General features: G+C 32.5%; 26 protein-coding genes. All 26 read right to left on the minus strand.

The features are described 5' to 3' along the window. Positions 1–17: 17 nt before the first annotated feature. A complete protein-coding gene (locus tag J7E66_RS18580) occupies positions 18–1,061 on the minus strand; it encodes an N-acetylneuraminate synthase family protein (RefSeq protein WP_215002548.1) in 1,044 nt (347 codons plus the stop codon). A gap of 175 nt (positions 1,062–1,236) precedes the next feature. After that, a complete protein-coding gene (locus J7E66_RS18585; protein WP_215002549.1) occupies positions 1,237–2,127 on the minus strand; it encodes a 6-hydroxymethylpterin diphosphokinase MptE-like protein in 891 nt (296 codons plus the stop codon). A 1-nt stretch (position 2,128) separates the two neighbouring features. Further along, positions 2,129–2,932, minus strand: coding sequence for a 6-hydroxymethylpterin diphosphokinase MptE-like protein (locus J7E66_RS18590; protein WP_215002553.1), 804 nt, complete (start codon positions 2,930–2,932; stop codon positions 2,129–2,131). A gap of 407 nt (positions 2,933–3,339) precedes the next feature. Continuing rightward, on the minus strand, positions 3,340–3,777 hold the full coding sequence (locus J7E66_RS18595) for an acyltransferase (protein WP_215002555.1): 438 nt from the start codon (positions 3,775–3,777) through the stop codon (positions 3,340–3,342). 42 nt (positions 3,778–3,819) lie between these two features. Further along, on the minus strand, positions 3,820–4,299 hold the full coding sequence (locus tag J7E66_RS18600) for a KdsC family phosphatase (RefSeq protein ID WP_215002557.1): 480 nt from the start codon (positions 4,297–4,299) through the stop codon (positions 3,820–3,822). Further along, entirely contained in the window at positions 4,296–5,303 is a 1,008-nt protein-coding gene (locus J7E66_RS18605; protein WP_215002559.1) for a KpsF/GutQ family sugar-phosphate isomerase, read from the minus strand. The genes J7E66_RS18600 and J7E66_RS18605 overlap by 4 nt, the downstream gene beginning before the upstream one ends. Further along, the gene (kdsA, locus tag J7E66_RS18610; protein ID WP_374103864.1) at positions 5,278–6,117 is read right to left on the minus strand and encodes a 3-deoxy-8-phosphooctulonate synthase; all 840 of its coding nucleotides are present in this window, start codon (positions 6,115–6,117) and stop codon (positions 5,278–5,280) included. The genes J7E66_RS18605 and kdsA overlap by 26 nt, the downstream gene beginning before the upstream one ends. Positions 6,118–6,162: 45 nt before the next feature. Beyond that, a complete protein-coding gene (locus J7E66_RS18615; RefSeq protein WP_215002561.1) occupies positions 6,163–6,912 on the minus strand; it encodes a 3-deoxy-manno-octulosonate cytidylyltransferase in 750 nt (249 codons plus the stop codon). A gap of 17 nt (positions 6,913–6,929) precedes the next feature. Beyond that, positions 6,930–7,718: a 6-hydroxymethylpterin diphosphokinase MptE-like protein gene (locus tag J7E66_RS18620; protein ID WP_215002563.1), complete on the minus strand. Its 789-nt coding sequence runs from the start codon at positions 7,716–7,718 to the stop codon at positions 6,930–6,932. A gap of 1 nt (position 7,719) precedes the next feature. Further along, positions 7,720–8,898 carry a glycosyltransferase gene (locus tag J7E66_RS18625; RefSeq protein ID WP_215002565.1) on the minus strand — a complete coding sequence of 393 codons (1,179 nt, stop codon included), beginning with the start codon at positions 8,896–8,898 and terminating at the stop codon, positions 7,720–7,722. A 46-nt stretch (positions 8,899–8,944) separates the two neighbouring features. Next, complete coding sequence (locus tag J7E66_RS18630; protein ID WP_215002567.1) at positions 8,945–9,997, minus strand: glycosyltransferase family 2 protein; 1,053 nt, start codon at positions 9,995–9,997, stop codon at positions 8,945–8,947. A 33-nt stretch (positions 9,998–10,030) separates the two neighbouring features. After that, on the minus strand, positions 10,031–11,824 hold the full coding sequence (locus J7E66_RS18635; protein ID WP_308162545.1) for an ABC transporter ATP-binding protein: 1,794 nt from the start codon (positions 11,822–11,824) through the stop codon (positions 10,031–10,033). A 269-nt stretch (positions 11,825–12,093) separates the two neighbouring features. After that, on the minus strand, positions 12,094–13,293 hold the full coding sequence (locus J7E66_RS18640; RefSeq protein ID WP_215002571.1) for a glycosyltransferase: 1,200 nt from the start codon (positions 13,291–13,293) through the stop codon (positions 12,094–12,096). A gap of 14 nt (positions 13,294–13,307) precedes the next feature. Continuing rightward, positions 13,308–13,943 (minus strand): acyltransferase, encoded by a 636-nt coding sequence (locus J7E66_RS18645; RefSeq protein WP_215002573.1) that lies wholly within the window; start codon positions 13,941–13,943, stop codon positions 13,308–13,310. Between the two features lie 24 nt (positions 13,944–13,967). Then, positions 13,968–14,702, minus strand: a complete 735-nt coding sequence (locus tag J7E66_RS18650; protein WP_215002575.1) for a glycosyltransferase family 32 protein — start codon at positions 14,700–14,702, stop codon at positions 13,968–13,970. 10 nt (positions 14,703–14,712) lie between these two features. Continuing rightward, on the minus strand, positions 14,713–15,066 hold the full coding sequence (locus tag J7E66_RS18655; RefSeq protein WP_215002577.1) for a helix-turn-helix domain-containing protein: 354 nt from the start codon (positions 15,064–15,066) through the stop codon (positions 14,713–14,715). Between the two features lie 31 nt (positions 15,067–15,097). Further along, entirely contained in the window at positions 15,098–16,237 is a 1,140-nt protein-coding gene (locus J7E66_RS18660) for a DegT/DnrJ/EryC1/StrS family aminotransferase (protein WP_215002729.1), read from the minus strand. Positions 16,238–16,291: 54 nt separating this feature from the next. Next, positions 16,292–16,936, minus strand: coding sequence for an acetyltransferase (locus J7E66_RS18665; RefSeq protein ID WP_215002579.1), 645 nt, complete (start codon positions 16,934–16,936; stop codon positions 16,292–16,294). Then, positions 16,933–17,547 carry a sugar transferase gene (locus J7E66_RS18670; RefSeq protein ID WP_215002581.1) on the minus strand — a complete coding sequence of 205 codons (615 nt, stop codon included), beginning with the start codon at positions 17,545–17,547 and terminating at the stop codon, positions 16,933–16,935. Before J7E66_RS18670 ends, J7E66_RS18665 begins: the two co-directional genes overlap by 4 nt. Positions 17,548–17,563: 16 nt before the next feature. Further along, positions 17,564–17,707, minus strand: coding sequence for a YwzD family small protein (locus J7E66_RS18675; RefSeq protein ID WP_215002583.1), 144 nt, complete (start codon positions 17,705–17,707; stop codon positions 17,564–17,566). A 24-nt stretch (positions 17,708–17,731) separates the two neighbouring features. Beyond that, positions 17,732–18,805, minus strand: a complete 1,074-nt coding sequence (galE, locus tag J7E66_RS18680; protein ID WP_215002585.1) for a UDP-glucose 4-epimerase GalE — start codon at positions 18,803–18,805, stop codon at positions 17,732–17,734. A gap of 51 nt (positions 18,806–18,856) precedes the next feature. Next, on the minus strand, positions 18,857–19,927 hold the full coding sequence (locus J7E66_RS18685; RefSeq protein WP_215002587.1) for an EpsG family protein: 1,071 nt from the start codon (positions 19,925–19,927) through the stop codon (positions 18,857–18,859). Positions 19,928–20,081: 154 nt separating this feature from the next. Continuing rightward, on the minus strand, positions 20,082–21,908 hold the full coding sequence (locus tag J7E66_RS18690) for a polysaccharide biosynthesis protein (RefSeq protein WP_215002589.1): 1,827 nt from the start codon (positions 21,906–21,908) through the stop codon (positions 20,082–20,084). Positions 21,909–21,956: 48 nt separating this feature from the next. Next, entirely contained in the window at positions 21,957–22,097 is a 141-nt protein-coding gene (locus J7E66_RS18695) for a hypothetical protein (protein WP_215002591.1), read from the minus strand. 258 nt (positions 22,098–22,355) lie between these two features. Then, the gene (locus J7E66_RS18700; RefSeq protein ID WP_251032995.1) at positions 22,356–23,012 is read right to left on the minus strand and encodes a CpsD/CapB family tyrosine-protein kinase; all 657 of its coding nucleotides are present in this window, start codon (positions 23,010–23,012) and stop codon (positions 22,356–22,358) included. Further along, positions 22,999–23,736: a YveK family protein gene (locus tag J7E66_RS18705; protein WP_215002593.1), complete on the minus strand. Its 738-nt coding sequence runs from the start codon at positions 23,734–23,736 to the stop codon at positions 22,999–23,001. The genes J7E66_RS18700 and J7E66_RS18705 overlap by 14 nt, the downstream gene beginning before the upstream one ends. Positions 23,737–23,945: the final 209 nt, after the last annotated feature.

The raw sequence follows: 23,945 nt of genomic DNA on the forward strand, positions 1-23,945 counted from the left end.
AAAAATTTAAAATAATTTTATTTAATATCATCCCATGAAAGATGTTCATCTATTTCAATATCTCTATTTACCTTTTTACCTAAAATCGAATAAAACTGTTCTGCTTTAATTTCACCTATGCCTGGCCTTTTGACCCAGATGTTTTCTTTGGTTAAAACTTCACCATGATTAAGCTGATTAGTTGTTACTACAGTTGCAAAAGCAAAATCAATTGTTACTTGCTCCTCTAAGGCTGCTTCTTTTTTCCCACCTCTCATCTCAGCAATCTCTGAACTAGTAACAATTAAGTCATTCAAATCCTTTGCATCCATGGAACACAAAATATCAGGCCCTGGTCTATCTTTTGAATCTGTAAAATGTCTTTCTAGTATAGATGCCCCTAAAGCAGTTGCTGCATATGCTGCATTATTGTTAGCAGTATGATCAGAAAGTCCAATTACAGATCGTGGAAAATATTGTTGTAATTCTTGCATACCACCTAGTCTTACTAGATGTGGTGGTGTTGGATATAAATTAGTACAGTGTAAAAGGGCATATTCCACACCTTTTTCCTCTAAAATCTCAACTGTTTTCTTTATGCTCTCAATATCATTCATACCAGTAGAAACGATCATGGGTTTGCCAAATGAAGCAATATGTTCAATTAAGGGATAATTATTACACTCACCAGATCCAATTTTATAAGCTAATACTCCCATTCTCTCAAGCCTGTCTGCTGCAGCTCGTGAAAATGGGGTGCTAATAAAAAGCATTCCTAATGACTCAACATATTCTTTTAATTCTATCTCATCCTTTTCGTTAAGCGCACATCTTTCCATTACCTCATAAATTGATACATCTGTATTTCCTGGTATAACTTTTTTAGCTTCTTTACTCATTTCATCTTCTACAATGTGAGTCTGATGTTTTACAACCTCAGCTCCAGCTTTATATGCCGCATCAACCATTTGTTTAGCAACTTCTAGACTACCTTCATGATTAATTCCAATTTCAGCAATTACAAATGGTTTGTAATTCTCTCCAATCTTTCTATCTCCAATTTGAATATATGGTTTACTCATTTTATTACCTCCCAATAAAAAACTAGCCTTAAAAGTATTTATTCCTAAAGAGTAGGAAACAATTTTATTCGAACATCATTCATTTTTGGAAAAATTAGGATACTTCATCTATTAAAAATATAATCTCCTATATCAACTTACTATTCATTGAATATTCTGAATACTAAAACGAAAGTTATTGGTATAATAAATTTTTTTTCTCTACCTCTACTGCTGTACCAATAAATTCACCATTGTTATCAAATAAATCATCAAAGTTTACCCGTGGAAAAACTTCGAGTTTGCCACCTCTGGTAGCATTAATAATATTTACTCCTCTTTCTACGCAATTTCTATTTGCAGACAAATATGCTTCTGTCATTTCATATACATTTACTGGTACCTCTTTTTTATGTTCGACAGAATTGTAGTAATTTTCATCAAAGTGATCCTTACCTATCAAGTCTTTATTAAAATTAATACTCCCATCTTTTTGCTTACTAATTCCAAAATTATGATCGACACCAATCAGATATATATTTTTAAATCCCATATACGTTGCAAGCTGAATATTTGCATACGTTACAGTACCATGTTGGATTAATTTTTTCGAAATATCGTAACTAAATTTTGGTAAACCACTATTTTCCAGTTCATAATAAGATCTTAAAAAATGACAATTCTTCCCTAATTTCTTTCTTAATGATTTATAACTTGTATTTGAAACAACTACAAACATCTCCTTCTTTTGCATGTTATATACTTCATCAAAAAATTTACTGGCCATTAAGGAATCAGTAAAGGTATAATAGTAAGGTTTCCAATCAGTTTTCTCTATTAATAAATTAATCCTATTACTTGAGAAAGATACTTGGTTTTTTATCATATTTAAATCTTCAACTGTCAAGCTAGGACCGTTTCCGATTATAAAGCAACTTTCACCTATATGACTATCTTTAAGTTTTTTTACTTTTCTAGACAGAATTCTTATTCTCATATTTATATAAGATGGTTTAATATTTTTTCTATACGTCCATATAAAGAATGACAATAATTTATTTGTTGACTTTTTTATTAAAATTACCATTTTAATCTCCACACAATTCATCAAAATTCTTAAGTTCAAATACATCCAAGTAAGAAACCCGTGTCGCGTTATATATTTTTCTGCCAGAACTTTCAAATATCAATTTCGCTTTTTCCATTCCAATATACATTTCTTCCGGAGCCTGACCTGGTTTCTTTTCATCTGCTTTTATGTAGTCTTCACTAAAATAAATTTGTGAATTTTCTTCTTTTTTAAGGAAGGATAAATCTTTGGTTTTCGAAACTGCCCCTTTAAAATTGTAATCATGCCCAACCAAATACACTTTAGAAAACCCCATATAATGAGCTATTTGAAGTAGATGGTATGAAACAGTTCCAGACGAGTATAAAGACTCCATAATATTAGTTGAAAAAGAATTTCGTTTGTTCTTATTAACATTATTATTAAAGTATATATCTGCATTAAATAGACCTTTATAAACTCTTAAAGAGAATTTTGTTTTTGCTTCAACTAAATTTATGTCTTCTACATTTTCCTCCAGTACTATTGGATCAACAACCATATAAAATGATGGTCTCCAAGTAGTTTTATTAAAAATTTTGTATACTTTATTAGAAGCAAATGTAAATTCACCTTTCAATTTTTCTAGATCCTCGGGTTTTAAACTTGGCCCATTACCTATAATGAAACAACGCTCACCTTTATATTTGTTTTTTAACCTTAGTATTTTATAGTTATTTTTTGTTAAAGGGATATTGATTTTCGAGAAAGAATCAACAATATAAAAGATTATTAAATATAGAGCGTTGTAAACTTTAATTATACTTCTTTTTATTTTTAACATCTTAAATCTCCTATTACTAATTCTTCTACAGTATTATTTAGTCATCATTTTTTTCACAATCAATTCAACAAACTCTATAACGTTTCCGATTCCACTAGCTGAATTTGCATATAGAACAGCTACTTTTTACCCCTTCATATAATCCACTTTATAATTCTTTAAAATTAATTATGTCTGCCTCTTTTCATTTAGAACTAAATAAAATTTTAATAATACTATTTAAAGTTACTTTCGTGCTAATAAGTACCCTACTTTATTCTTTAATTCACCAAACATCTTTTCTTTTTTAAAATTCGTGGCATTACCTTTGTATGAATAGTCATAAACACTAGATTGTTTGAATAACTTTTTACTCTTATCTATGTACTCATTTGTGGTTGATATCACTTTTACAGGATTACCTGCAACTATAGAGTTTTCTGGAACTGTTTTTTAACAATACTCCCTGCAGCTACTATTGAATTTTTTCCGATAGTTACCCCAGGCATAATTAGGGATCTTGCCCCTATATAAACATTATCCTCAATGGTAATAGATCCAACCTTTGTATAGTGAAGTTCCTTCATTGTACTTGCATCATGTGCCAGAAAAAAAGCTTCTGGAGCAATTGTTACATTGTTTCCAATTTTTGTTAACCAACAAAAGGAATAATCAAAAGTTACACCTGCTTGAATTGTACAATTTTCCCCAATTTTCATGCCTGATTTTTTATAATCTTCAAGCCAAATCTCTTTGAGTAAATATTTCCCAATTTTCAATTTGATGAAATTAAATATTTTCAGCACGAAATTTATTGACCCAATTTTAGTATGTAAAACAATTAAATCAATAAATTTCTTTATCATAAAATCCATATGTTATTTGTATTGTTTTAATTTATATATCCCTCACATTACAATTAAATCAATAAATTCCCTAACAGCTCCATTTCCACCATTAGATTTGCAAACATAATCTACAACATCTATTACTTCAACCATTGCATCTGCTGGGCAAGCTTTAAGATAGCATACTTTCATACAATCAATATCGTTTACATCGTCACCGATATAAGCAACATTTTCGTATTTTAACTGGTATCGATGAATAACCTCATCCAAAACCTTTAGCTTATCATCAACTCCTTGATGAACTTCTTCAATTTTTAGTTCAGCAGCACGATTAGCTAGAATCTCTGACTTCTTACCAGTAATGATAACTGGGATTATATTATACTTTTCAATATTAATTAATCGGTACCCATCTCTTACATTAAACGCTTTAAAAACCTCACCATTTGCACCGACATAAATTTTCCCATCGGTTAGGGTACCGTCTACATCCATAACTAGCATTTTTATTTTTGATAAGTCTTTATTTTTAATCATACGAATATACCCACTCCAAGAATATCGTTAACTCTTACTGTTCCGACCAGTTTCTTACCCTTAACAATTGGTAAAGCAGAGATATTATTATTTTTCATCATTTTTAGCGCATCTACAGCGAGCATGTGAGAATCTATAGATAGAGGTGTTTTTGCCATTACATCATCAATTGACAAATCATAAACATTTACTTCTCTTGTAAATGTCCTTCTTAAATCACCATCCGTAAAGACTCCAATTAATTCATGATTTTTATTTACAATATTAATAATCCCGATCGCTTTCATGCTCATCTCAATAATAGCGTCTTTTAACTTGGTCCCAGCCTTTACAACGGCATTGTTATCTCCTGTATGCATAATATCATTCACTTTTACTAGCAGTTTTTTACCAAGGGAACCAGCTGGGTGATACAATGCGTAATTACTTTCATGGAAACCATAGATTTTTGATAAACAAACTGCTAATGCATCTCCCAAAACTAATTCAACCGTTGTACTTGAGGTAGGTGCTAAATTCATCGAACACGCTTCCTTAAATTTAGGAAATACAAAAGAATAATCACTGTATTGGACAAGTGATGAATTTGGATTACCAGAGATACCAATTAATGTTGCACCTATTATTTTTATATTAGGCAGAATTCTAGTAATCTCTTCACTTTCTCCACTATAACTAATAGCTATTACAATATCATTTGCCGAAATCATCCCTAAGTCTCCATGTAGAGCTTCTGCAGGATGAAGAAAAAACGAGGGTGTCCCAAGACTGGACATTGTTGCGGCAATTTTCCTCGAAACATGCCCAGGTTTACCCATCCCTGTAACAATAACTTTACCGGTACAATCGGAAATTAATTCTACTATTCTTACAAACCTTTCATCTAGAGAATCTTTTACTAGGTTTATTGCATTTAGTTCAGTTTCAAAGACATATTTTGATTCAGATAGAATATCGATTTGATGTACATATTTCGGTTCAGTGAGAATATTGATTTGATTCAACTTCGTGCACCGCCTTATAGATTTTAATTAGTTTTTTAAGCATAACCTCGATTTCATCAAGTTTAACCATATTAGGTCCATCGGACTTCGCATTATCAGGATCCTCATGTACTTCCATAAATAATAGATCTGCACCGACAGCTAAAGCTGCTTTAGCTAAATGTTCTACATACTCTCGATTACCACCGGTAGACGTTAGGTTGCCCCCTGGTTTTTGAACGCTGTGTGTTGCATCAAAAACAACTGGATAGCCGAACTTTTTCATTTCAATTATGTTAGTCATATCCACAACTAAATTGTTATAACCAAATGTGTTACCTCTTTCGCATAATAGAATATTTTCATTACCAGATTCTTCAACCTTTGTAATTACATTTTTCATATCTTTTGCAGATAAAAACTGTGCTTTTTTAATGTTTACTGGCAACCCGGTTTCAGCTGATGCGACCAATAAATCTGTTTGTCTGCATAGAAAAGCTGGTATTTGAAGCATATCCACAACTTCAGCAGCAACCCTTGCTTGATAAGGTTCATGAATATCTGTTACGACAGGTAAACCTAATTCATCTTTCACTCTCTTAAGTATACGTAGACCCTCATTTATTCCAGGACCTCTGTACGCTGAAATGGACGTTCTGTTCGCTTTATCGAATGATGATTTAAAAATAAAAGGAATACCAAGTCGATCGGTAATTTCCTTCATTCTTGATGCCACTTCTATCACTTGTGCTTCAGATTCTATCACACAAGGTCCTGCAATTAACGTAAAAATAGTATTATCAACTGTAAGATTACCAACCTTCATTTTTTTCATTATTAATTCTTCCTTCCTAATATATAATCTTCAACTGTTTCATTATTAAAGTGAATAAACTGGTTTTTTTTCATTACCTAACAAATACTCTTCAACCTTTTCAATATCTTTAGGAGTATCAACTGAAATTGTTTTACAATGTGCGTTTATATAATTAATGTCCTTCCTGTTTTCTATAAATCGAAAAGAATCATTTTCTTCAATTTTTTCAATAGGCCCTCGTGGTGTTTCATGGTAGTATTGAAGAGCCGTTTTCGTAAATGCCCCTACCCCAACAAATTTCTGGTAGGTGTAATTCATACCACCTTTAGGGAATGGAATTGGACTACGGGAAATGAACAAACAAATCCCATCTTTATTCGTAACTATTTTTAAATTAGTTGTATCAACAACTTCAACTGGATCAGTAAAATCTGTCATAAGATTTGATACATAAAAATCTTCTTTCTTTAAATCAGCTGGAATGCATTTTACAATATCTTTCGCTTCTATGACAGGCTCGTCACCATTTACCATTACATAAAGGTCAGCAACTATTTTCTGAGATACTTCATAAAGTCTTTCCGTTGCAGTATCATGCTCCTTTGAAGTCATGATCACTTTTGCACCAAAGCCTTCGCATACAGTTTTAATTTCTTCGCTATCTGTGGCAATATATACCTCTTCAAAGCATTCAACTTCTTTTGAATGTGTGTAAACCCACCAAACCATAGGTTTTCCAAAAATATTTGCTAAAGGTTTATTATAAAATCTTGCTGACCCGCCTCTTGCAGGTATTACTCCAACTATTTTCATACTTGATACCACTCTTTCTAAATAATTATTTTATCAAATTCTACTCTCTCAAATACTTCTAATTTTCCACCGCGAGTTGCGTTAAATATTTTTATATTGTGGTTATCTGCATATTTTTTTGCAGCTCTAAATGCTTTAGTGGAAACTTCAATATTAGGAATATATAAATCCTCTTTATCAGTATTATAATTTTCAGTAAAATAGTCTTTTGCTGTCTCATCAATTACAAGTTCACCTTTATCGTTTACCATTCTACTGAAATTATGGTCAACACCTAATAAATAAATCTCTTTGATTCCCATGTAAACGGCTAACTGTATTGCGGTATAGGCTACGGTATTTCCCCAGTATATTCCCTTAACAATGTCTTCAGAAAACTTGGGTTCAACATTCCTATCACCGAATTTAAATATAAAATACTTTGCATTTTTAAAATGAATCTTATAATCCCATGGAAAGTTAACAGGGAAAAACTTGCTTTCTATCTTTAAATTATTGATCTCTTCTTTACTTTTAAAAATGGTCTTATCATCTTCAGAACAGTAATATGTAGGTCGCCAATCGGTTTGATCGAATATATAGTAAATTCGATTAAAAGCAAACGTAATCTCATTTTTTAATTTATCAAGGTCCTCACCTATTAAACTTGGACCATTTCCAAGTATAAAGCAGCGTTTATTTAAATGAAGGTTTTTTAGAGTTTTTATGTTTTTTCCGTTTCTAGAAAAGGGAAATAAGGATTCCTTTAAATATTTTTTAGTTCTATAATTTAATTCAACTATCGATCTTTTAACATTTTTCATCATGCTAGCTAGCCTCGATTAAATCATATATTTTTTTCATAATCACTTCCGGACTGTAATTCTTTAATACATCACTTTTATCTTTTTTCAATTGGGTATATAGTTCATTATCCTTAATCAAAGAAACAATTCCGTTAAATAAAGCATCTGGGGTTGGATCTACTAGTAATCCATTTTCTTTATGTCGGATAAACTCCAAAGGTCCCATAGACTTTGCAACAGTAACAGGTGTATTTATAGCCAGAGCTTCCAATACCGAAATTGACAATGACTCAACAAGAGATGGATGAACGTATATATATGCATTTTTGATATATGGGTAAGGATTGGAGATAGCACCTAAAAGATATATACTATTTTCTAATTTATAATCTTTAATACATCTTTCAATCTCACCGCGTTGCGAACCTTCACCTATGAGATACCATTTTACGTTATACCCATTATCAACTAAATTTTTACAGGTATGAACACAATTAATCATACCTTTTTCAGGTGATAATCTCCCTACACTCAATAGCGTTATACCATTAAAATTAATATTAATGTCATATCTAGTTCTTTCATTTGCTTTGTGTCGAATTTCATCAACGTTAATTATATTGGGGATAGTAATCATTTTATTATTTATTTCATTAATATTATCTATTAACATTTCTTTGCTGCAATCCGATACAGCTATTATCTTGTTAAAATTTTTGAATACTTCGATCAATCGTTTTGTTTGATTTTCGGGATATTCATATGTTCCGTGATGCCACCAAGTTACCTTCTTTTTACTGTTAATAATATATCCAACAAAATCAGTGCAGATGCCAACTCGATATGCAATGGCGCAGTCATATTCTTTATTCAAATTAAAAAGTGGCTTAGCAAGATATAATGCCTTTACTCCCATTATTTTCTCAAGCAAAAATATTAATCTAAGTCCTAACGCGAACCAATTCCATTTTTTTATGTTCTCAATAATACACTGCGTAATAGGCCCATACACATTTGACATATCGTAGTAGATAATATTTACTTCTTTTGGAACTTCATTAGCATAATCACCGAGCTCTTCAAATAATATAAGATCAATTTCATAATAATTATAATCTATACTTTTTAGCACATTTATAAGCGAGTTCTCAATCCCACCAACATTTAAATGACCATTTACAAATAAAACATTCTTTTTCAAATTATTACCTCACAATGTACTAATGATTTTTCTCTTCTATTGTTATTTATTTATCCAGTAACTCATCAGTAAAGTGTAATGTGCCAGGCCTTTGACTATTCAGTACCAATAAACTATACAGTCTAACCATTTTAAATTTTATTAAAAGTATAATAACTTTCGTCTTCCAAGAAACGTTTGGTAATTTAAAGTCCTTAAATATTTCCGTAACTTTAGGGTAATACATAATTCTTTTAATCATATTTATTCTTTCTTGCCGGTCGTTCTCGGAGTATTTTATTTGTCCTAATGCACTTAACGCAAAATACAACATATTAATTTTTATTTGTCTTGAAAAGTCATATTCAATAGTATTTCCAAAATACTTTACTAACCTTTCATTAATTTTAAGGAAGGAATTCCACTTTTTTTCATTATACGTATTGGTAGTAGAATTTGGATTATAAAAGTAGTTATAAAAATGATGATCTTTCAAATAGTAGAAATTAGTTGCATGATACATAATCTTTGAGCCAAATATAGAATCTTCATCGTAATGTATATCTTCATCATAGTATAAAGTGTTTTTTTTTAGAAATTCCAAATTAAATAAACAAACCCAGTTTGATATGGTAGGTGGATATTCAATGCTTTCAAACATGATTAAACATTGGAACAGTTCATTTTTTATGTCATGTTTTGAATAATACCCTCCCCGAATGGGTTGTGTTCGTATATCTTCATAATCGTTTGATCTTTTTTTGTAGTCACACATAATAAAATCTAAATTTAATTTTTCAGCTCGATTAATCATCTCCTGATACATTTCAGGTTCTATCCAATCATCTGAATCAATAAAACTTATAAATTTACCTTTTGCCATTTTAATCCCGTCATTTCTAGCTGCTGAAACTCTGGCATTTTTTTTGTGAAAAACCTTTATCCGTTTATCTTTTTGCGCGTACTCATCACAAATTTTGCCCGAATGATCCTTAGAACCGTCGTCAATTAGGATAATTTCAAAATCTTGAAAGGTTTGATTTAGTACACTATCAACACAACGGTGTAAATAATTTTCAACATTATATACTGGGATAACCACGCTGATTTTCGGAAGCATCTTTTTCCTCCCTTCAATGTATTTGTAATACTTTTAAATTGACTGTTTAAGTTTGTTATCTACTGATATTAACTTACCTTTATCCACTTTAAAAACCATGTCACAGTTTTCAATTGTACTTAGTCTATGAGCAATAATAATTAATGTTTTGTCGCCTTTCAGACCATCTATTGATTTCATAATCTCTTTTTCTGTATCGTTATCTAAAGCAGATGTTGCTTCATCTAAAAAGATAATTTCCGGATTATGATACAATGCTCTAGCAATCCCGATTCGTTGACGTTGTCCTCCAGAGAGCCTAACCCCTCTCTCTCCAACAACAGTATCTAATCCTTCTGGGAGAGTATTAATAAAATCCTTTAACTGTGCATCTTCAATTGCCCTATGAACAGCAGCTTCGTCAATCAGTTTATCCGTGATTCCAAATGCTACATTTTTTCGGATTGTATCATCGGATAAATAAATGGATTGTGGGATATAGCCAATCTTATTTTGCCATATTGACATGAGTTCATTTAGATTTTTCCCATCAACTGATACTCGACCTTTCTCAGGTTCAAATAGTCCTAGTATTATATCAACAATAGTGGTTTTACCAGCACCAGAAGTTCCAACAAAGGCAACTGAATTCCCAATTGGAATTGTTAATGATAGACTTTTAATGGAATATTCCTCTTGATTTGGATAACGAAAATGTACGTTTTCTAATTTAATCGAATTAAGGAATGTTTTTTCACCACTATTCACCTTTACTGGTTTTAAATCAATGGTCGCATCTTCATATATTGGGTATTTGCATCTATTATCTTTAATCAAATCATTATAAATTACCGTCAAAGCTGGTTGACTAAAACGAATGGTTGTTAGCATTGCAACGATTCTAGTTATAGAAGGCATAAGACGAAAAGCAGCCATTGCAAATAATGACATAGTGGCCACTAATGTATTCGTATCTGTCCCTTGAAATACAATTATAATCATCGTAATAAGGACAACTGCTACTAATATTGTCTCGATAAAAAGCCTTGGTATTTGATCTAACATTCTTTTATAAATATTATTGTTTGCCATGATTTGACTTTGTTTAGCATACGAATTCACAAAGTAACTTTCTTTTCCAGAAACCTTAACTTCTTTACTTGCCCCTAATCCTTGATTTATCGATTTAATCAGCTCACGACTTACTCTTTGTTCTTCTTTTCCTAAATGAGTTATCTTATTGCGGAAAATCTTAAAGAAAACCAGAACACTTCCACCCAACAAAATACCGGACGTAAATGTAGCTACCGGTGCTGTAACTATTAGTAACGTAAGTATAGAAATGATGACTAGTATTTCCGTTAGCAACTGAAAACTCGATAATATAATACCATCGAAAACTTTCGTTACTTCTCCATTTACATTTCTTAATAATTCTGAGGAATTTCGCAGCAAGTGAAATGTATATGGTTTTGTTAAATACGCCTTAAACAATGCACTCGATAGTTTTACTTTTTGATTAAAAATAACTCTATATTGTACATAGTAAAATAACAATAGGTAGGCATTTTTAATCATAAAAACTGTTAATAGAAAGACAACACCAAATAAAATAAAAGCATTCGTTGATTTGAAGTTTAACATTTCGTATACATATGATAGGATGGATTGTTCATGTATCATAGTAGGATTTGTAACAATTCCAACAAAAGGAACAATTAAACCAATCCCCACTGTTTCAAATACAGCCGCAACGATCATCATAAAAAAAAGTAATAAAAACTTTTTCTTATCTCTTTTATTAAAAAGAACCCGAAGCTTTTTTATTGTATCCTTCAATTTAGTCACACCTTAAAATTAATAATCTTTAACCCCAGTATTCAATATTATCAGGTTTAAAGTAAAAAATGAGTTTTAACTTAATCATCAGAAACTGTTCATTATAATGAACGTAATTACAAAAAAAATATATACATTATTTTTATGGTTATCGGTATTTCTCTTTTTTAAATTATAACTCACAAATCGTTCTTATTAAAGCACAACCCTTCGACATAAACCTACAGTATTTAATTCTGGAACTGCCTATTTTGTTTGTTCTATTAATCTTATTTTTACTAACTAATGATTTTATAGAGCTTATCTAGTTCATAACTATTGCTGTAGTCTTTATTTCTTATATTGTTAACTAAAGTATTCTTCAATTCTTGATTACGATAAAACTCCTCTATCCCTTTCGCTAAACCTGGAACACTTAAATCACAGATGATTCCTTCAATCCCATTTTCAATTTGGCTAGATGCTGTTGGATAATTTGTAATTAGAATTGGTTTTCCTAGAATTTTAGCTTCAGAAACCGTTACTGCTTTTCCTTCATATCTAGACGGTTGAACATATAAATCACAATTTTTTATATAAGGATAAGGATTTGTTTTTTTACCTAAAAGGATAAAACTATCTTTTAAATCATGTTTGGAAATTAAATCTGTCAATTCCTTCTCGTATCCGCCATAACCGATAATGTACCACTTAATATTGGTTAACCCTTTGTCATGCAGCAGTTTAAGAGCTTGTATTGCCAAATCAAACCCTTTGACATACGATAACCTACCTACAGAGACAAGATTAAAGGTTTTAGATTTTTCTTGATTAAGTGGCAGCTCTTCCTCCGCCATTTTCTTTATGAAATTAGGTGAAGTTATATTTTCTACAACCATCATTTTATCTATCAAGGTTGGATAGGTAGATAAAAATGCCTCCCTGCATGCATCCGATACTGAAGCAATATAATCAAATTCATTCCAAACTTTAAGGTCCAACTCATTATCAATTTCCAACTTGCTATAATCAGTATGAACCCAAGCAATTCTTTTCTTAGCTTTTACCTTATCTGCAATGATATCATGTGGCCACGCATAGCTGATTGCTACATCGTATTCTTTATCAAGCTTTGGTAATAAGAAGGAGGAGTATTTTTGAGTTAGCTGCATTTGTATATATCCGGCTCCCTCTTCCAGGTCTCTAGCTTTGGATTTTATTTTTGCTAAATACTTGGATAGAACCCTAATAAAAGCTAATGAATACTGTCTTTCTTTAATGCAAAGAGTAACTGATTTACGAAAAACAGAGTAACTTCCTACCTGAGGTAAAATATTTACTGACTTAGGGATCAAACTCATAAACTCGCCAACATGATGAAAGATTAAAAGATCAACATTGAACTTTTGATAGTCAAAGCTTTCCAACATATTAATTAAACTTCTTTCAATTCCGCCAATTTCCATATTATAAACAGAAATTAAAATATTCTTTTTCATCTCTATCCTCACCTTTAAACGCTAAACTGCACTACCTTGTCTTTACTTTTATATTGTTTAAATTCCGTCTCTCTTTTATTTAAGAATATTGTATTAGGTGGTACGATTCCTTTAACAACACTTCCAGCAGCAACAACCACATTATCACCAATATGGGTATTCCTTAATATGACGACATTCGCACCTATCCAGACGTTATCACCAATTGTTACTTCTCCCCTCACTAAATGGTCAGAGGAATTTTTTTTATAATTATGATCATGGTCGTTAATACAAACGTTAGGAGCTATTTTGGTGTTTTTTCCAATCGTGATTCGGTTCACACAATTAATATTACAATTGTCATTTATAAAAACATTATTCCCTATGTTTAGTACACCATCAAAATCGATCCGAATGCTGGCATTCTTCCTTATAAAAACAAACTTTCCAATATAAATTTTTGCCTGTATATTAAAAACCTCTATCTTACTATTGGCTTGAAGAGAAAAGATAGATGACCTAATATTTTTAAAATAAATGATTTTATAAAAAAAACCCCTTATAATCCCCACCAAGTGGGATAAATTCATGAGAATCATAATAAAAAAACCACGTTTTTTACTTTCGGATATAAGTGTCAGAATTATTTTTTTGCCAATATTGACCATGATTATTCTCCTTAAAAAACTGACTTACCGATATATTTTTCTTAATCTAGCAATATTGTGACCACCTATTAGTTTTGACAGGATAAATTTTATTTTTCCTTTTATTCTTTTCCCTGGTGGCAGCCAACTTTTATAAAAATGATGGATGGTATATGTTTTTTCAGTAATGAATGTTTGGCAATTTATATAATCATAAGGAGAAAAGTAAGTCTGAGGGTAAAAAACTCCCATATCATTAATTTCCTGGTATTGGCCATTTGATTTTAATCCTTTATCCTCAAGTAACTTAGTAATAATAGCTACATTGGTTAATTGATTAAACGTACCATCATTTCTAATGAAATTTTTCTCATTATATGAATCTAAAAATTCCTTTATTAAGGCATTTCCCTTTTCCGCTCCGATCGTGCTTGTTGCGATAAAGTTCTCTTGTTCAAATCCCCAAAAAGAAGGAAGATGCAAAAGATCATCAAAGGGTTTATACACCTCAACATCTGTATCTAGATAAATCCCACCATAATAATAGAGAGCGAACACTCGAACGTAATCACTGACAAAAGCATATTTCCCTGCGTTGTAGGCTTCTTTCACATATGAATTTAAATCGATATTAAAATTACTTTCATTCCATTCTAAAATTTCATATTGTGGTAGATACTTTTTCCAGCTCTCTATACATTTTTTTACAATTACAGGTTTTTCTTTTCTACCAAACCAGCAGTAATGGATTGTCTTAGGAATCTTATTAATATACTCCATGTCGCTTACCTCAGTTTTTTTCTATTCTTGAGTTTTGATTTTTCCATTTAATAAATTCAAACAAAGTTTTATAATCTTTAATTTGTTCTATTTCAATTCCTGTTTCCTTTAATTGTGCTGCAAAATCAATTAAATCTTGATCTACTACTTGCGGAACGTCATTCGTTTTTTCTATACTTAAAAATATGTCTAATTCCACATCTAACACTGTAGCAATTCTTTTTACTACATCAATAGAAGGATTCCGATTTAGATCACGTTCAATATTACTTAAGTACGACTTAGATATTTTAGTGCGTTTGGCTAATTCGGACAAAGTTAGCCCCTTTTGCTTCCGAAATTCATACATCGTTTTTCCGATCACGACTCATACCCCGTTTTTCATAAAATAAATACTAAATATTAAACATATCCGCTCTTTCCTTCCTTACAATAACTGTTTGTTTAATATGGTGAATGACAGTTTCTATATCCTCCATAGTCATATTCGACCCTGATGGCAAGCACAACCCGTTTTTAAAGAGGTCTTCTGAAACACTTTCTTGTTCATTATGAGGATAATAATTCCTTTCTTTGAATACAGGCTGAAGGTGAAGTGGCTTCCAAACCGGTCGTGCTTCAATGTTTTCCGCACTTAATGAACTCAGTATCTCTGATACAGAAATTCCAGCCTCTTTCTCATTAATTGTTAATGCTGTTAGCCATCGATTAGAAAAAGTATCTTTTAACTCAGGCATAAACGTAATACCAGCTAAGCTGGAAAGTTCATCATAGTATCGTTGAAAAATCGTTCTTCTTGCAGCAATTCTTTCATCCAGTACTTCTAATTGCGCCCTACCGATCCCAGCTAAAATGTTACTCAATCTATAGTTGAATCCAATTTGACTGTGTTGGTAGTGAGGCGCCGCATCCCTTGCTTGTGTAGCTAAGAATCTTGCCCTTTGTAACGCCTCTCGATCATCCGAAACAAGCATTCCGCCTCCTGAAGTTGTAATAATCTTGTTCCCATTAAAGGAAAAGACACCAAACTTACCAAACGTTCCACTTGCTTTTCCTTTGTACAAAGCACCAATTGATTCTGCTGCATCTTCAATGATGGGAACTCCATATTGATCACAGATGGCTGAAATTTCTTCCATTTTGGCACTTTGACCATACAAATTTACAACAATTACTGCCTTCGGAAGATTCCCATCTTGTATTGCATCATAAAAAGCTCTTTCTAAAGCCTGTGGGGACATATTCCAGGTTTCAGGTTCTGAATCAATAAAAATCGGTTCGGCCCCCTGATAAATAATTGGATTGGCACTAGCTATAAAGGTAAGACTCGAACAAAATACCTTATCACCGTTTCCCACCTCTAATAAAGAAAGAGCCAGATGAATGGCTGCCGTTCCTGAACTAACGGCGACCGCTTCACTGGCTCCCACGTATTGAGCTATTTCCTCTTCAAAAGCATCCACATTTGGTCCAAGAGGAGCAATCCAATTGGTTTCAAATGCTTCATTTATATATTTATGCTCCTTCCCACTCATATGTGGAGAGGACAGAAAGATCCTTTTTTTATAGGTTGTTTGACCCAATGACCTTCACCCCGCATTCACTTTATTATTCATTTTCACCTTGGCAGGTGTACCCACAGCTAGACAACTATCTGGAAGATGATCGATTACAGTTGCTCCTGCACCAATCATTGTCCATTTACCTATTTTTTTGTTTGGAATAATCGTTGCTCCACTTCCCACACTTGAACCCTCACGTATTTCCACGGTACCAGCAATTGTGCTATTTGGACAGAGGTGAACAAAATCTTCTAGTCTACTATCGTGCTCAACAACTGAGCATGAATTGATGACGCAATGATTCCCAATAACAGCATCTGCATTAATGACTGCATACGGCATAACAACTGTACCAGGGCCGATTTTTGCAGTTGGGCTAATACTGGCCAAAGGGTGAATCAGTGTTACAAAGTGTTCTAAGGTAAAGGCAAGCTCCTCAACGATTGCTTTTCTTACCTTGTTATCCCCAATGGCTATTACAAATTTTACATCTGTAAAGTCTTCAATAAGTTGCCTCGCTGCTCTAATAGGTCCACAAAATTCGTTATTGATCATTTGAACTCCTTCATACTTATTATCCAAATAACCAATAATTTGATAATTGTTATTGGTCCGAATTATATCTGAAACAACCTTACTGTGGCCTCCGTGTCCTATCACGAAAATATTCATGAACTCCCCCCGCCAATTGATGAATTTGATCCCTTAAAACTCTCCACCGTCGCACTCCCTGGTTGATTGATCCCATCCGATACAAGAACTTTATATACTGTAAGAATTAATATTTTCAAATCAAGGATGAAAGTTCGGTTCTTTACATACCAAACATCCAATCTAAATTTTTCTTCCCAAGATAAAGCATTTCTCCCATTCACTTGTGCCCACCCCGTTATCCCAGGTCTTACGTTGTGCCTTAAAGATTGCTCTTTTGTATAGAGCGGCAGGTAATTAACGAGTAATGGTCTTGGTCCGACTAAGCTTAAATCCCCTTTTATTACATTCCATAATTGTGGATATTCATCTAAGCTATATTTACGAAGGAATCTTCCAAAAGATGTTAACCTGATATAGTCTGGCATCAATTGACCTTGATCATCTTTTTCGTCTGTCATGGTTCTGAACTTATATAAATAAAAAGTATTCCCATATAAACCAGGTCGTTCTTGTTTAAAGATAATTGGAGCACCGAGCTTCATTTTTACTAACCATGCAATTACGATAAAAATGGGAGAAAGACCAACAAATAGGATTAAAGAAACCGTAAAGTCAAATAGCCTTTTCATGTTATTACCTCCCGAGCTATTTGGAATCAGCTAATAATTGTTTTTTTATTTCTTCAATAAAATCTTTGACCTGGATGTTTTCTGTCTCTTTTCCCATAACACAAATATTGCTCAAGATTGCTTGAAGTTTCTGTTGGGTTAAATGTTCAGATAAAGACATTTTATTAACCTCTCTTTAGAATCATTATTCATTTCTAATTAAAAAGTCCTCACTTAGAATGAAGTGAGGACTTTCTAAATCTTGATTTTTTTCGTATCCGTTTGGATTTTTAGTCTGCCAGTGCCAAGCATCTTCACACATCTCGTCTATTCCTTTTTTAGCAACCCAGCCCAGATTCTTCTCCGCTTTTACTGGATCTGCGTAGCAAACAGCTACATCACCATGTCTTGCATCAGTTATTTTATAGGGAATATTTTTACTTGAAGCTTTTTCAAATGCAGCAATCATTTCTAAGACACTATATCCTTTTCCAGTACCTAGATTGTATACTTCAACACCTGTTGAATATGTAATCTTTTCTAAAGCTCTCAAATGTCCTAAGGCTAAATCAACAACATGAATATAGTCTCTTACACCCGTTCCATCCTTTGTCGGGTATTGATTACCAAAAACATTGAGTTCCTCTAGTTTTCCAATAGCCACTTGTGCGATATAAGGCATAAGATTATTGGGAACGCCATTTGGATCTTCACCAATTTGTCCACTCTCATGAGCACCAATTGGGTTAAAATATCTCAATATAGAAATACTCCAGTTATTATCTGATACATAAAGATCTTGTAAAATCCCCTCAATTATAAGCTTTGTACGCCCATAAGGATTTAGCGCTGCTAATGGGCTATCCTCAGAAATGGGGAATCGTTCCGGTACTCCATAAACCGTTGCAGATGAACTGAATACTAATTTTTTCACATTATATTTTTTCATCGTCTCGCATAAGACTAGGGTACTAGTAATATTGTTATGATAATATTGAAGTGGAAGATATACCGATTCTCCAACTGCTTTCAAGCCTGCGAAATGAATAACTGCCTCAATATTATTTTCTAAAAAAACCTCATCCAAACTGTTTTCATCCAACAAATCATTAACATAAAATTTAAAAGAACGACCTGTTATTTCTGTTATTCTTTTAATTACTTCAGGCTTGCTATTAATAAAATTATCCAAGACCACAATTTCATAGCCTGCATTTAGTAATTCAACGCATGTGTGACTACCAATATACCCGGCTCCTCCAGTAATTAATATCGCCATTTATTCCCTCCTATAATTTATAATAATATGATTCATTGATGTGAACTTTCATTATCCTAAGTAATTACTTCTATATACTATATTTAAATTAATTACACTTTCATAGAAAAAATATGCTAAATAGCATATTATTATTGCATAATATACAAGCTTTTGGTCTTTTTTTCTAAAAACCTTTACGATCCATGAGAGTATGATTATTTGGTAAAGTTCAAAATAAATATTAAACCTGGCAAAAATCCAGTTTCCCATTGAAATAATCATAAATGACAGACCGATTATTGCCATATTTACAATAATGTCACTTTCTGGATATATTTCTCTCAGCTTTTCTCTACCAAAGAAAGCAATTACGAGTGGAATTGCAAAAATTATTACCCTTAAAATATTTGCTCCGCCTTCATTAAAGCTGCTATATACACCGTATTGACTATCCTTGATGGCAGAAAATAGAACACTTGAAAACTGATTAAAACCTAAAACAATTAGTACCGAAAAGAGTAATAGGATTAAAGTTGCCTTTGACCAAGCTTTATACCTTACTAAAAAATAAATAGGAATTAAGATAAGTGCACTTTGGTGGAAAAGCGATGCAAAAATTACTATTACTATATATTTAAACCAATTACCCTCAATTAAATATTTAGTACCAGTAAAAATAATTGCTGTTGCGAGACATTGTCTAATCCCATTCATTGTGACTAAAAACAAGCCGCCTGTTATATAAACATAGATACTTAATTCAAATAATCTAGAATATTTATATAAACCAATAATGATAAGAACATTCGTTATTAAAGCAGTAGTTAATATTAGAATTTGTGGATCGTTCGAATATCTTTTTAAAATCATTTGAAGAACTGCAAATCCAATATCATCTTGAGATTTAACTAACTCCCAAGTAAAATCAGTAATATTGTAGGTATGTATATAGAAGGGGGTATCTCCTATATTATTACGTAGTCCAGAAACTAAAATAAAAGATATTATAGTAACCAAAGCAAATAATTTATTTGGTTTTAATGACACTAATGAACCATGTAATACTAGAGTTCTTGAAAAATAACGCGAAAGTAATGAACATAAAAATACGATAGCAAGATTGATCCAGAGGACAGTCATACAAAAGGTCCTTTCAGAGTATTACACCCGATCCTTCACAGGGTTTATTTAATCAGTTCCTTGTCTAGAGTAGCAGATAGATATTCAATAATTAACTTCTTAGATCCTTACGCTTCAGGCGAATTCAATTGTTGTTTGAATAAATCCCACTCCTTTAAACTGGCACTGATATCTTAGATTTTGGCGTTACTTTATAGTTAGCAAGATCGATTAGTCTTTCCCTAATTTCGTCCTTACCAAGGCTAGGGTAGGTTTGTATAATTTCCTCTATTTCTTTTATTAATAGTTCAGAAGTTTTTCCAATATAAATCTTTGGATAAATTTGCTGCTCGTTAACCTCATCCTCCTTTAATAATTCTTCAAAAAGCTTTTCCCCTGGTCTTATACCCGAAAATTCAATTCCTATTTCCTCAATAGAATTGCCAGAGAGTTTGATGAGGTTTTTAGCTAAATCTACAATTTTAACAGGTTCGCCCATGTCTAATACAAAAATTTCTCCCCCACTTGCAAGGGCACCTGCTTGAAGCACTAACCGTGATGCTTCTGGAATCGTCATAAAGTAACGAACCATTTCAGGGTGGGTAACTGTAACTGGTCCCCCCTTTTCAATTTGCTTCTTAAATAGGGGAATCACACTGCCTCTGCTACCTAATACATTTCCAAAACGAACGGCTACAAATTTAGTATCACTATGTTTGTCCATATATTGGATAATCATTTCGGCAAGTTTTTTTGCTGCACCCATCACACTTGTTGGGTTCACTGCTTTATCGGTTGAGATCATAACAAAGGTCTTTACTTCGTTCCAGCTAGCAGCTTTTGCTACATTCATTGTTCCAATGATGTTATTTTTGACTGCCTCTTCTGGATTAGCTTCCATTAAAGGTACATGTTTATGTGCAGCCGCATGATAGACTATATCAGGTTGGTATGCGCTCATTACCGACATCAATTTCTTTTCATCTTGTATATCCGCAATCACTGGAATAAATTCAATTTCAGTATGTTTATTCACTTCATTTAATTCCATTTCAATGGAATAAATGCTATTTTCACCATGCCCTAATAAAATAAGTGTCTTTGGATTAAAGATGGATATTTGTCTACAGATTTCTGAACCAATAGACCCTCCTGCACCAGTAACTAAAACCACCTTATTCGTGATATTATCTGAAATACTATTCACATCTAGTTCAACTGGCTCTCTTCCAAGTAAATCTTCCACCTGTACATCACGAAATTGACTAACAGATACTTTCCCTGTCATTAAGTCTTCTAGCAATGGCAAAATTTGTGTTTTAGTGTTTGTTTTTGCACATTCAAGAAAAATAGTATTCAATTCCTTCTTGCTTAGTGAAGGAATGGCAATTACAATATTTTCAATATCATTGTCCGTAACTGCAGTCTCGATTTTGTCAATGCTACCAACAACGGGTATCCCTAAAATATCAAGTCTATGCTTTTTAGCATCATCATCGATAAATGCCACTGGCATTAAGTCTGCTTCATTATTTTGTAATAATTGTCTTGCGACCATGGTTCCAGCGGATCCTGCCCCGACAATTAACGTTCTTATTTTATTATCGATTTTATTAAGATGTGAATCCCGAAGCATTCGCCAGCAAAAACGCGATCCTCCAATGATAGACATATTAAGTAACCACGTTACTGCCAATAGTCTTACAAAAATTTCCTGAACAATCACCTGTTGGACAACTGCTGCAAGAAAGACTGAAATTGTCACGATCTTTAATATACTTAATAATTCTCCAACACTCGCATATTCCCAGGCTTTTTTGTACAAATGAAATTTAAATGACAGAGAATAATGACTTAATAAAATGACAATACAGCTTAATACAATTGGAAAGGTAATAACCTGAATGGTTCCATTCACTAAAAAACAGCTAATAAATATAGCTGTTAATACAATGCATGAATCTATAAAAATAAATAAGGATAATCGTTGCCGATATGACATATAACCCCCCCCTGTTAAAATAATAGAAATTGTTTACTCGAATACAATTTAAGTCGCTGTTTTCGTTCTAATTCGGATTGCATTGTCTATTACTTTCTTAATTTCATCCAGTTGAGCTCTTGGTGCATCCTGTTTAATATACCTAACTGCCTTTTTGATACATTTTGGATAATGATGATCATTCTTCAAAACAACACTTCCTTAAAAATTTTTAATTATAGGTTCTTCGAAAAGAGCACATAAATAAAAATTTTTATTATGGGCATCTAACCCGTCCTCACATCACACTTTCGACGACAAGCGTCTAAGGCTCTTTACCCACAGCATGACCGAGTGCCTCCATTGATAATGGACAGGAGACATTTCCACTACGATAAATCTTTTATAAGATACACTTATCGTTCTGAATTAAGAACATCCAGATTAAAAAAAATAAGCTTTCGTTAGCTACTGATTTAAAATAACACCTATAAGTCTTGCTTTTGCGAATTCTATCACTTTTTTAGCTTCAGTTGCACTCTGGAGTTTTGTTTTGCCGTTTTTAACTACCAAAAGTACACCATCACATAGATTTGCCAACAGCTTTGTATCCGGTAGTTTAAGAAGAGCTGAAGAATCAAGTATAATAACATCATAGGATTCTTTTAGTTTTACTAGCAGATCCTTCATCATTTTTGAGCCTAATAATTCAACCGGATTTTTGGGAATTGAACCACACGCCAGTAAGTCTAGTCTCCATATCTCGGTATGATAAACAACCTCACTAAAGGTCATCCTTCCTGTCAATAAATCTGACAATCCAGTTGAATTAACCGTATGAAAGAATTCATGTAATGCAGGGGTTCTTAAATTTGTATCAATTAAGAGAACCTTCTTTTTCTGTTGTGCCATTGATACAGCTAGGTTGGCTAAGATTGTCGACTTTCCATCTCCCTCTTCAGGGGAGGTCACTAAGAAGGTTTGAGTCGTTTTTTCAGACATAAGAAAATTAATATTTGTTTGAATCATTTGAAATTGATCTGCTAATTTAGATTCGGGATAATAGTAGGTAACAAAGGGGCTCCTTTTTTTTGTTTGCTTTGTTGTCCTTTTATTTATAATCAATGGTCTCCCCCCTCATTTCTACTTCAAATTTACTTTTATTTGCTGCTTTTTTCATATTCCTTTTATTAATTTTTGGTATTCTCCCTAATACGGGGACATCTAATAATTCTTCAATTTCTTTTTTGGAGCGGATTCTATCATCCAATGTTTCTAAAAAGAAGGCTAATCCAATCCCAGCTACAATACCGCCAATTATTCCATAAAACATCTTATTATTTGTCTTTGGATTAATAGGAACTGGATTTACCTTTGCCTTGGATAGGATCCGAATATAGTCTTGCTCCACGATTTTGGGAACTTCTACTTTAAAAACCTCAGCTGTTGTATCGGCAATTTTTGCTGCCCTAACTGGGTCAGTATCCAATACACTTATGCTGACTACCTGAGAGCTCTCTACACTGGCTACTGAAATTTGATTTGCCAATTGTTCCGATGTTTCTTTTAAGTCTAATTTCTTAAGAACGATGTCTAGGATAGAAGAATCTCTTACAATGACTTGTAGAGTTTTTCTAGATTCTTCATCTGCACCAATAATGATTCTAGATGAAGACTGATATAACGGGACCACTGTGGCTTGATTTAAGATATACCCCGCTATTCCAGCTATAAGGGTCACCAATGAAATGACCATGAAACGCCTTTTTATCACAAGGAACAATTCTTTCAGATTAATTTCCTTTGGCCGTTTTTGATTTCCTTGGCTCATTTTTTGAAAACTATCCATAAAACCACCTTTTATGTGAGACTTTTTTCAAGAACATTTAGTTCTGAATAGAGAACAAGTAAAACAAAAAAAATACAAGTTTGATAAAACTCTATTAAAACCTTGTAAAAGCATTAAATTGTATTTTCTATTCTTTATACTAGTTCATTATAAAGAACGTGTCAAATCAAATTTTCCGGAAAATGTCTCATTTACAAAAAATTAAAATT

The sequence above is a fragment of the Bacillus sp. ISL-7 genome (assembly GCF_018613065.1).

Bases quoted from the DNA above. Each gene is read 5' to 3' on its own strand.
- J7E66_RS18580 (WP_215002548.1), bottom strand. From the start codon at position 1,061: ATGAGTAAACCATATATTCAAATTGGAGATAGAAAGATTGGAGAGAAT.
- J7E66_RS18585 (WP_215002549.1), bottom strand. From the start codon at position 2,127: ATGGTAATTTTAATAAAAAAGTCAACAAATAAATTATTGTCATTCTTT.
- J7E66_RS18590 (WP_215002553.1), bottom strand. From the start codon at position 2,932: ATGTTAAAAATAAAAAGAAGTATAATTAAAGTTTACAACGCTCTATAT.
- J7E66_RS18595 (WP_215002555.1), bottom strand. From the start codon at position 3,777: ATGATAAAGAAATTTATTGATTTAATTGTTTTACATACTAAAATTGGG.
- J7E66_RS18600 (WP_215002557.1), bottom strand. From the start codon at position 4,299: ATGATTAAAAATAAAGACTTATCAAAAATAAAAATGCTAGTTATGGAT.
- kdsA (WP_374103864.1), bottom strand. From the start codon at position 6,117: ATGAAAAAAATGAAGGTTGGTAATCTTACAGTTGATAATACTATTTTT.
- J7E66_RS18615 (WP_215002561.1), bottom strand. From the start codon at position 6,912: ATGAAAATAGTTGGAGTAATACCTGCAAGAGGCGGGTCAGCAAGATTT.
- J7E66_RS18620 (WP_215002563.1), bottom strand. From the start codon at position 7,718: ATGATGAAAAATGTTAAAAGATCGATAGTTGAATTAAATTATAGAACT.
- J7E66_RS18630 (WP_215002567.1), bottom strand. From the start codon at position 9,997: ATGCTTCCGAAAATCAGCGTGGTTATCCCAGTATATAATGTTGAAAAT.
- J7E66_RS18640 (WP_215002571.1), bottom strand. From the start codon at position 13,293: ATGAAAAAGAATATTTTAATTTCTGTTTATAATATGGAAATTGGCGGA.
- J7E66_RS18645 (WP_215002573.1), bottom strand. From the start codon at position 13,943: ATGGTCAATATTGGCAAAAAAATAATTCTGACACTTATATCCGAAAGT.
- J7E66_RS18650 (WP_215002575.1), bottom strand. From the start codon at position 14,702: ATGGAGTATATTAATAAGATTCCTAAGACAATCCATTACTGCTGGTTT.
- J7E66_RS18660 (WP_215002729.1), bottom strand. From the start codon at position 16,237: ATGAGTGGGAAGGAGCATAAATATATAAATGAAGCATTTGAAACCAAT.
- J7E66_RS18665 (WP_215002579.1), bottom strand. From the start codon at position 16,936: ATGAATATTTTCGTGATAGGACACGGAGGCCACAGTAAGGTTGTTTCA.
- J7E66_RS18670 (WP_215002581.1), bottom strand. From the start codon at position 17,547: ATGAAAAGGCTATTTGACTTTACGGTTTCTTTAATCCTATTTGTTGGT.
- J7E66_RS18675 (WP_215002583.1), bottom strand. From the start codon at position 17,707: ATGTCTTTATCTGAACATTTAACCCAACAGAAACTTCAAGCAATCTTG.
- galE (WP_215002585.1), bottom strand. From the start codon at position 18,805: ATGGCGATATTAATTACTGGAGGAGCCGGGTATATTGGTAGTCACACA.
- J7E66_RS18685 (WP_215002587.1), bottom strand. From the start codon at position 19,927: ATGACTGTCCTCTGGATCAATCTTGCTATCGTATTTTTATGTTCATTA.
- J7E66_RS18690 (WP_215002589.1), bottom strand. From the start codon at position 21,908: ATGTCATATCGGCAACGATTATCCTTATTTATTTTTATAGATTCATGC.
- J7E66_RS18705 (WP_215002593.1), bottom strand. From the start codon at position 23,736: ATGGATAGTTTTCAAAAAATGAGCCAAGGAAATCAAAAACGGCCAAAG.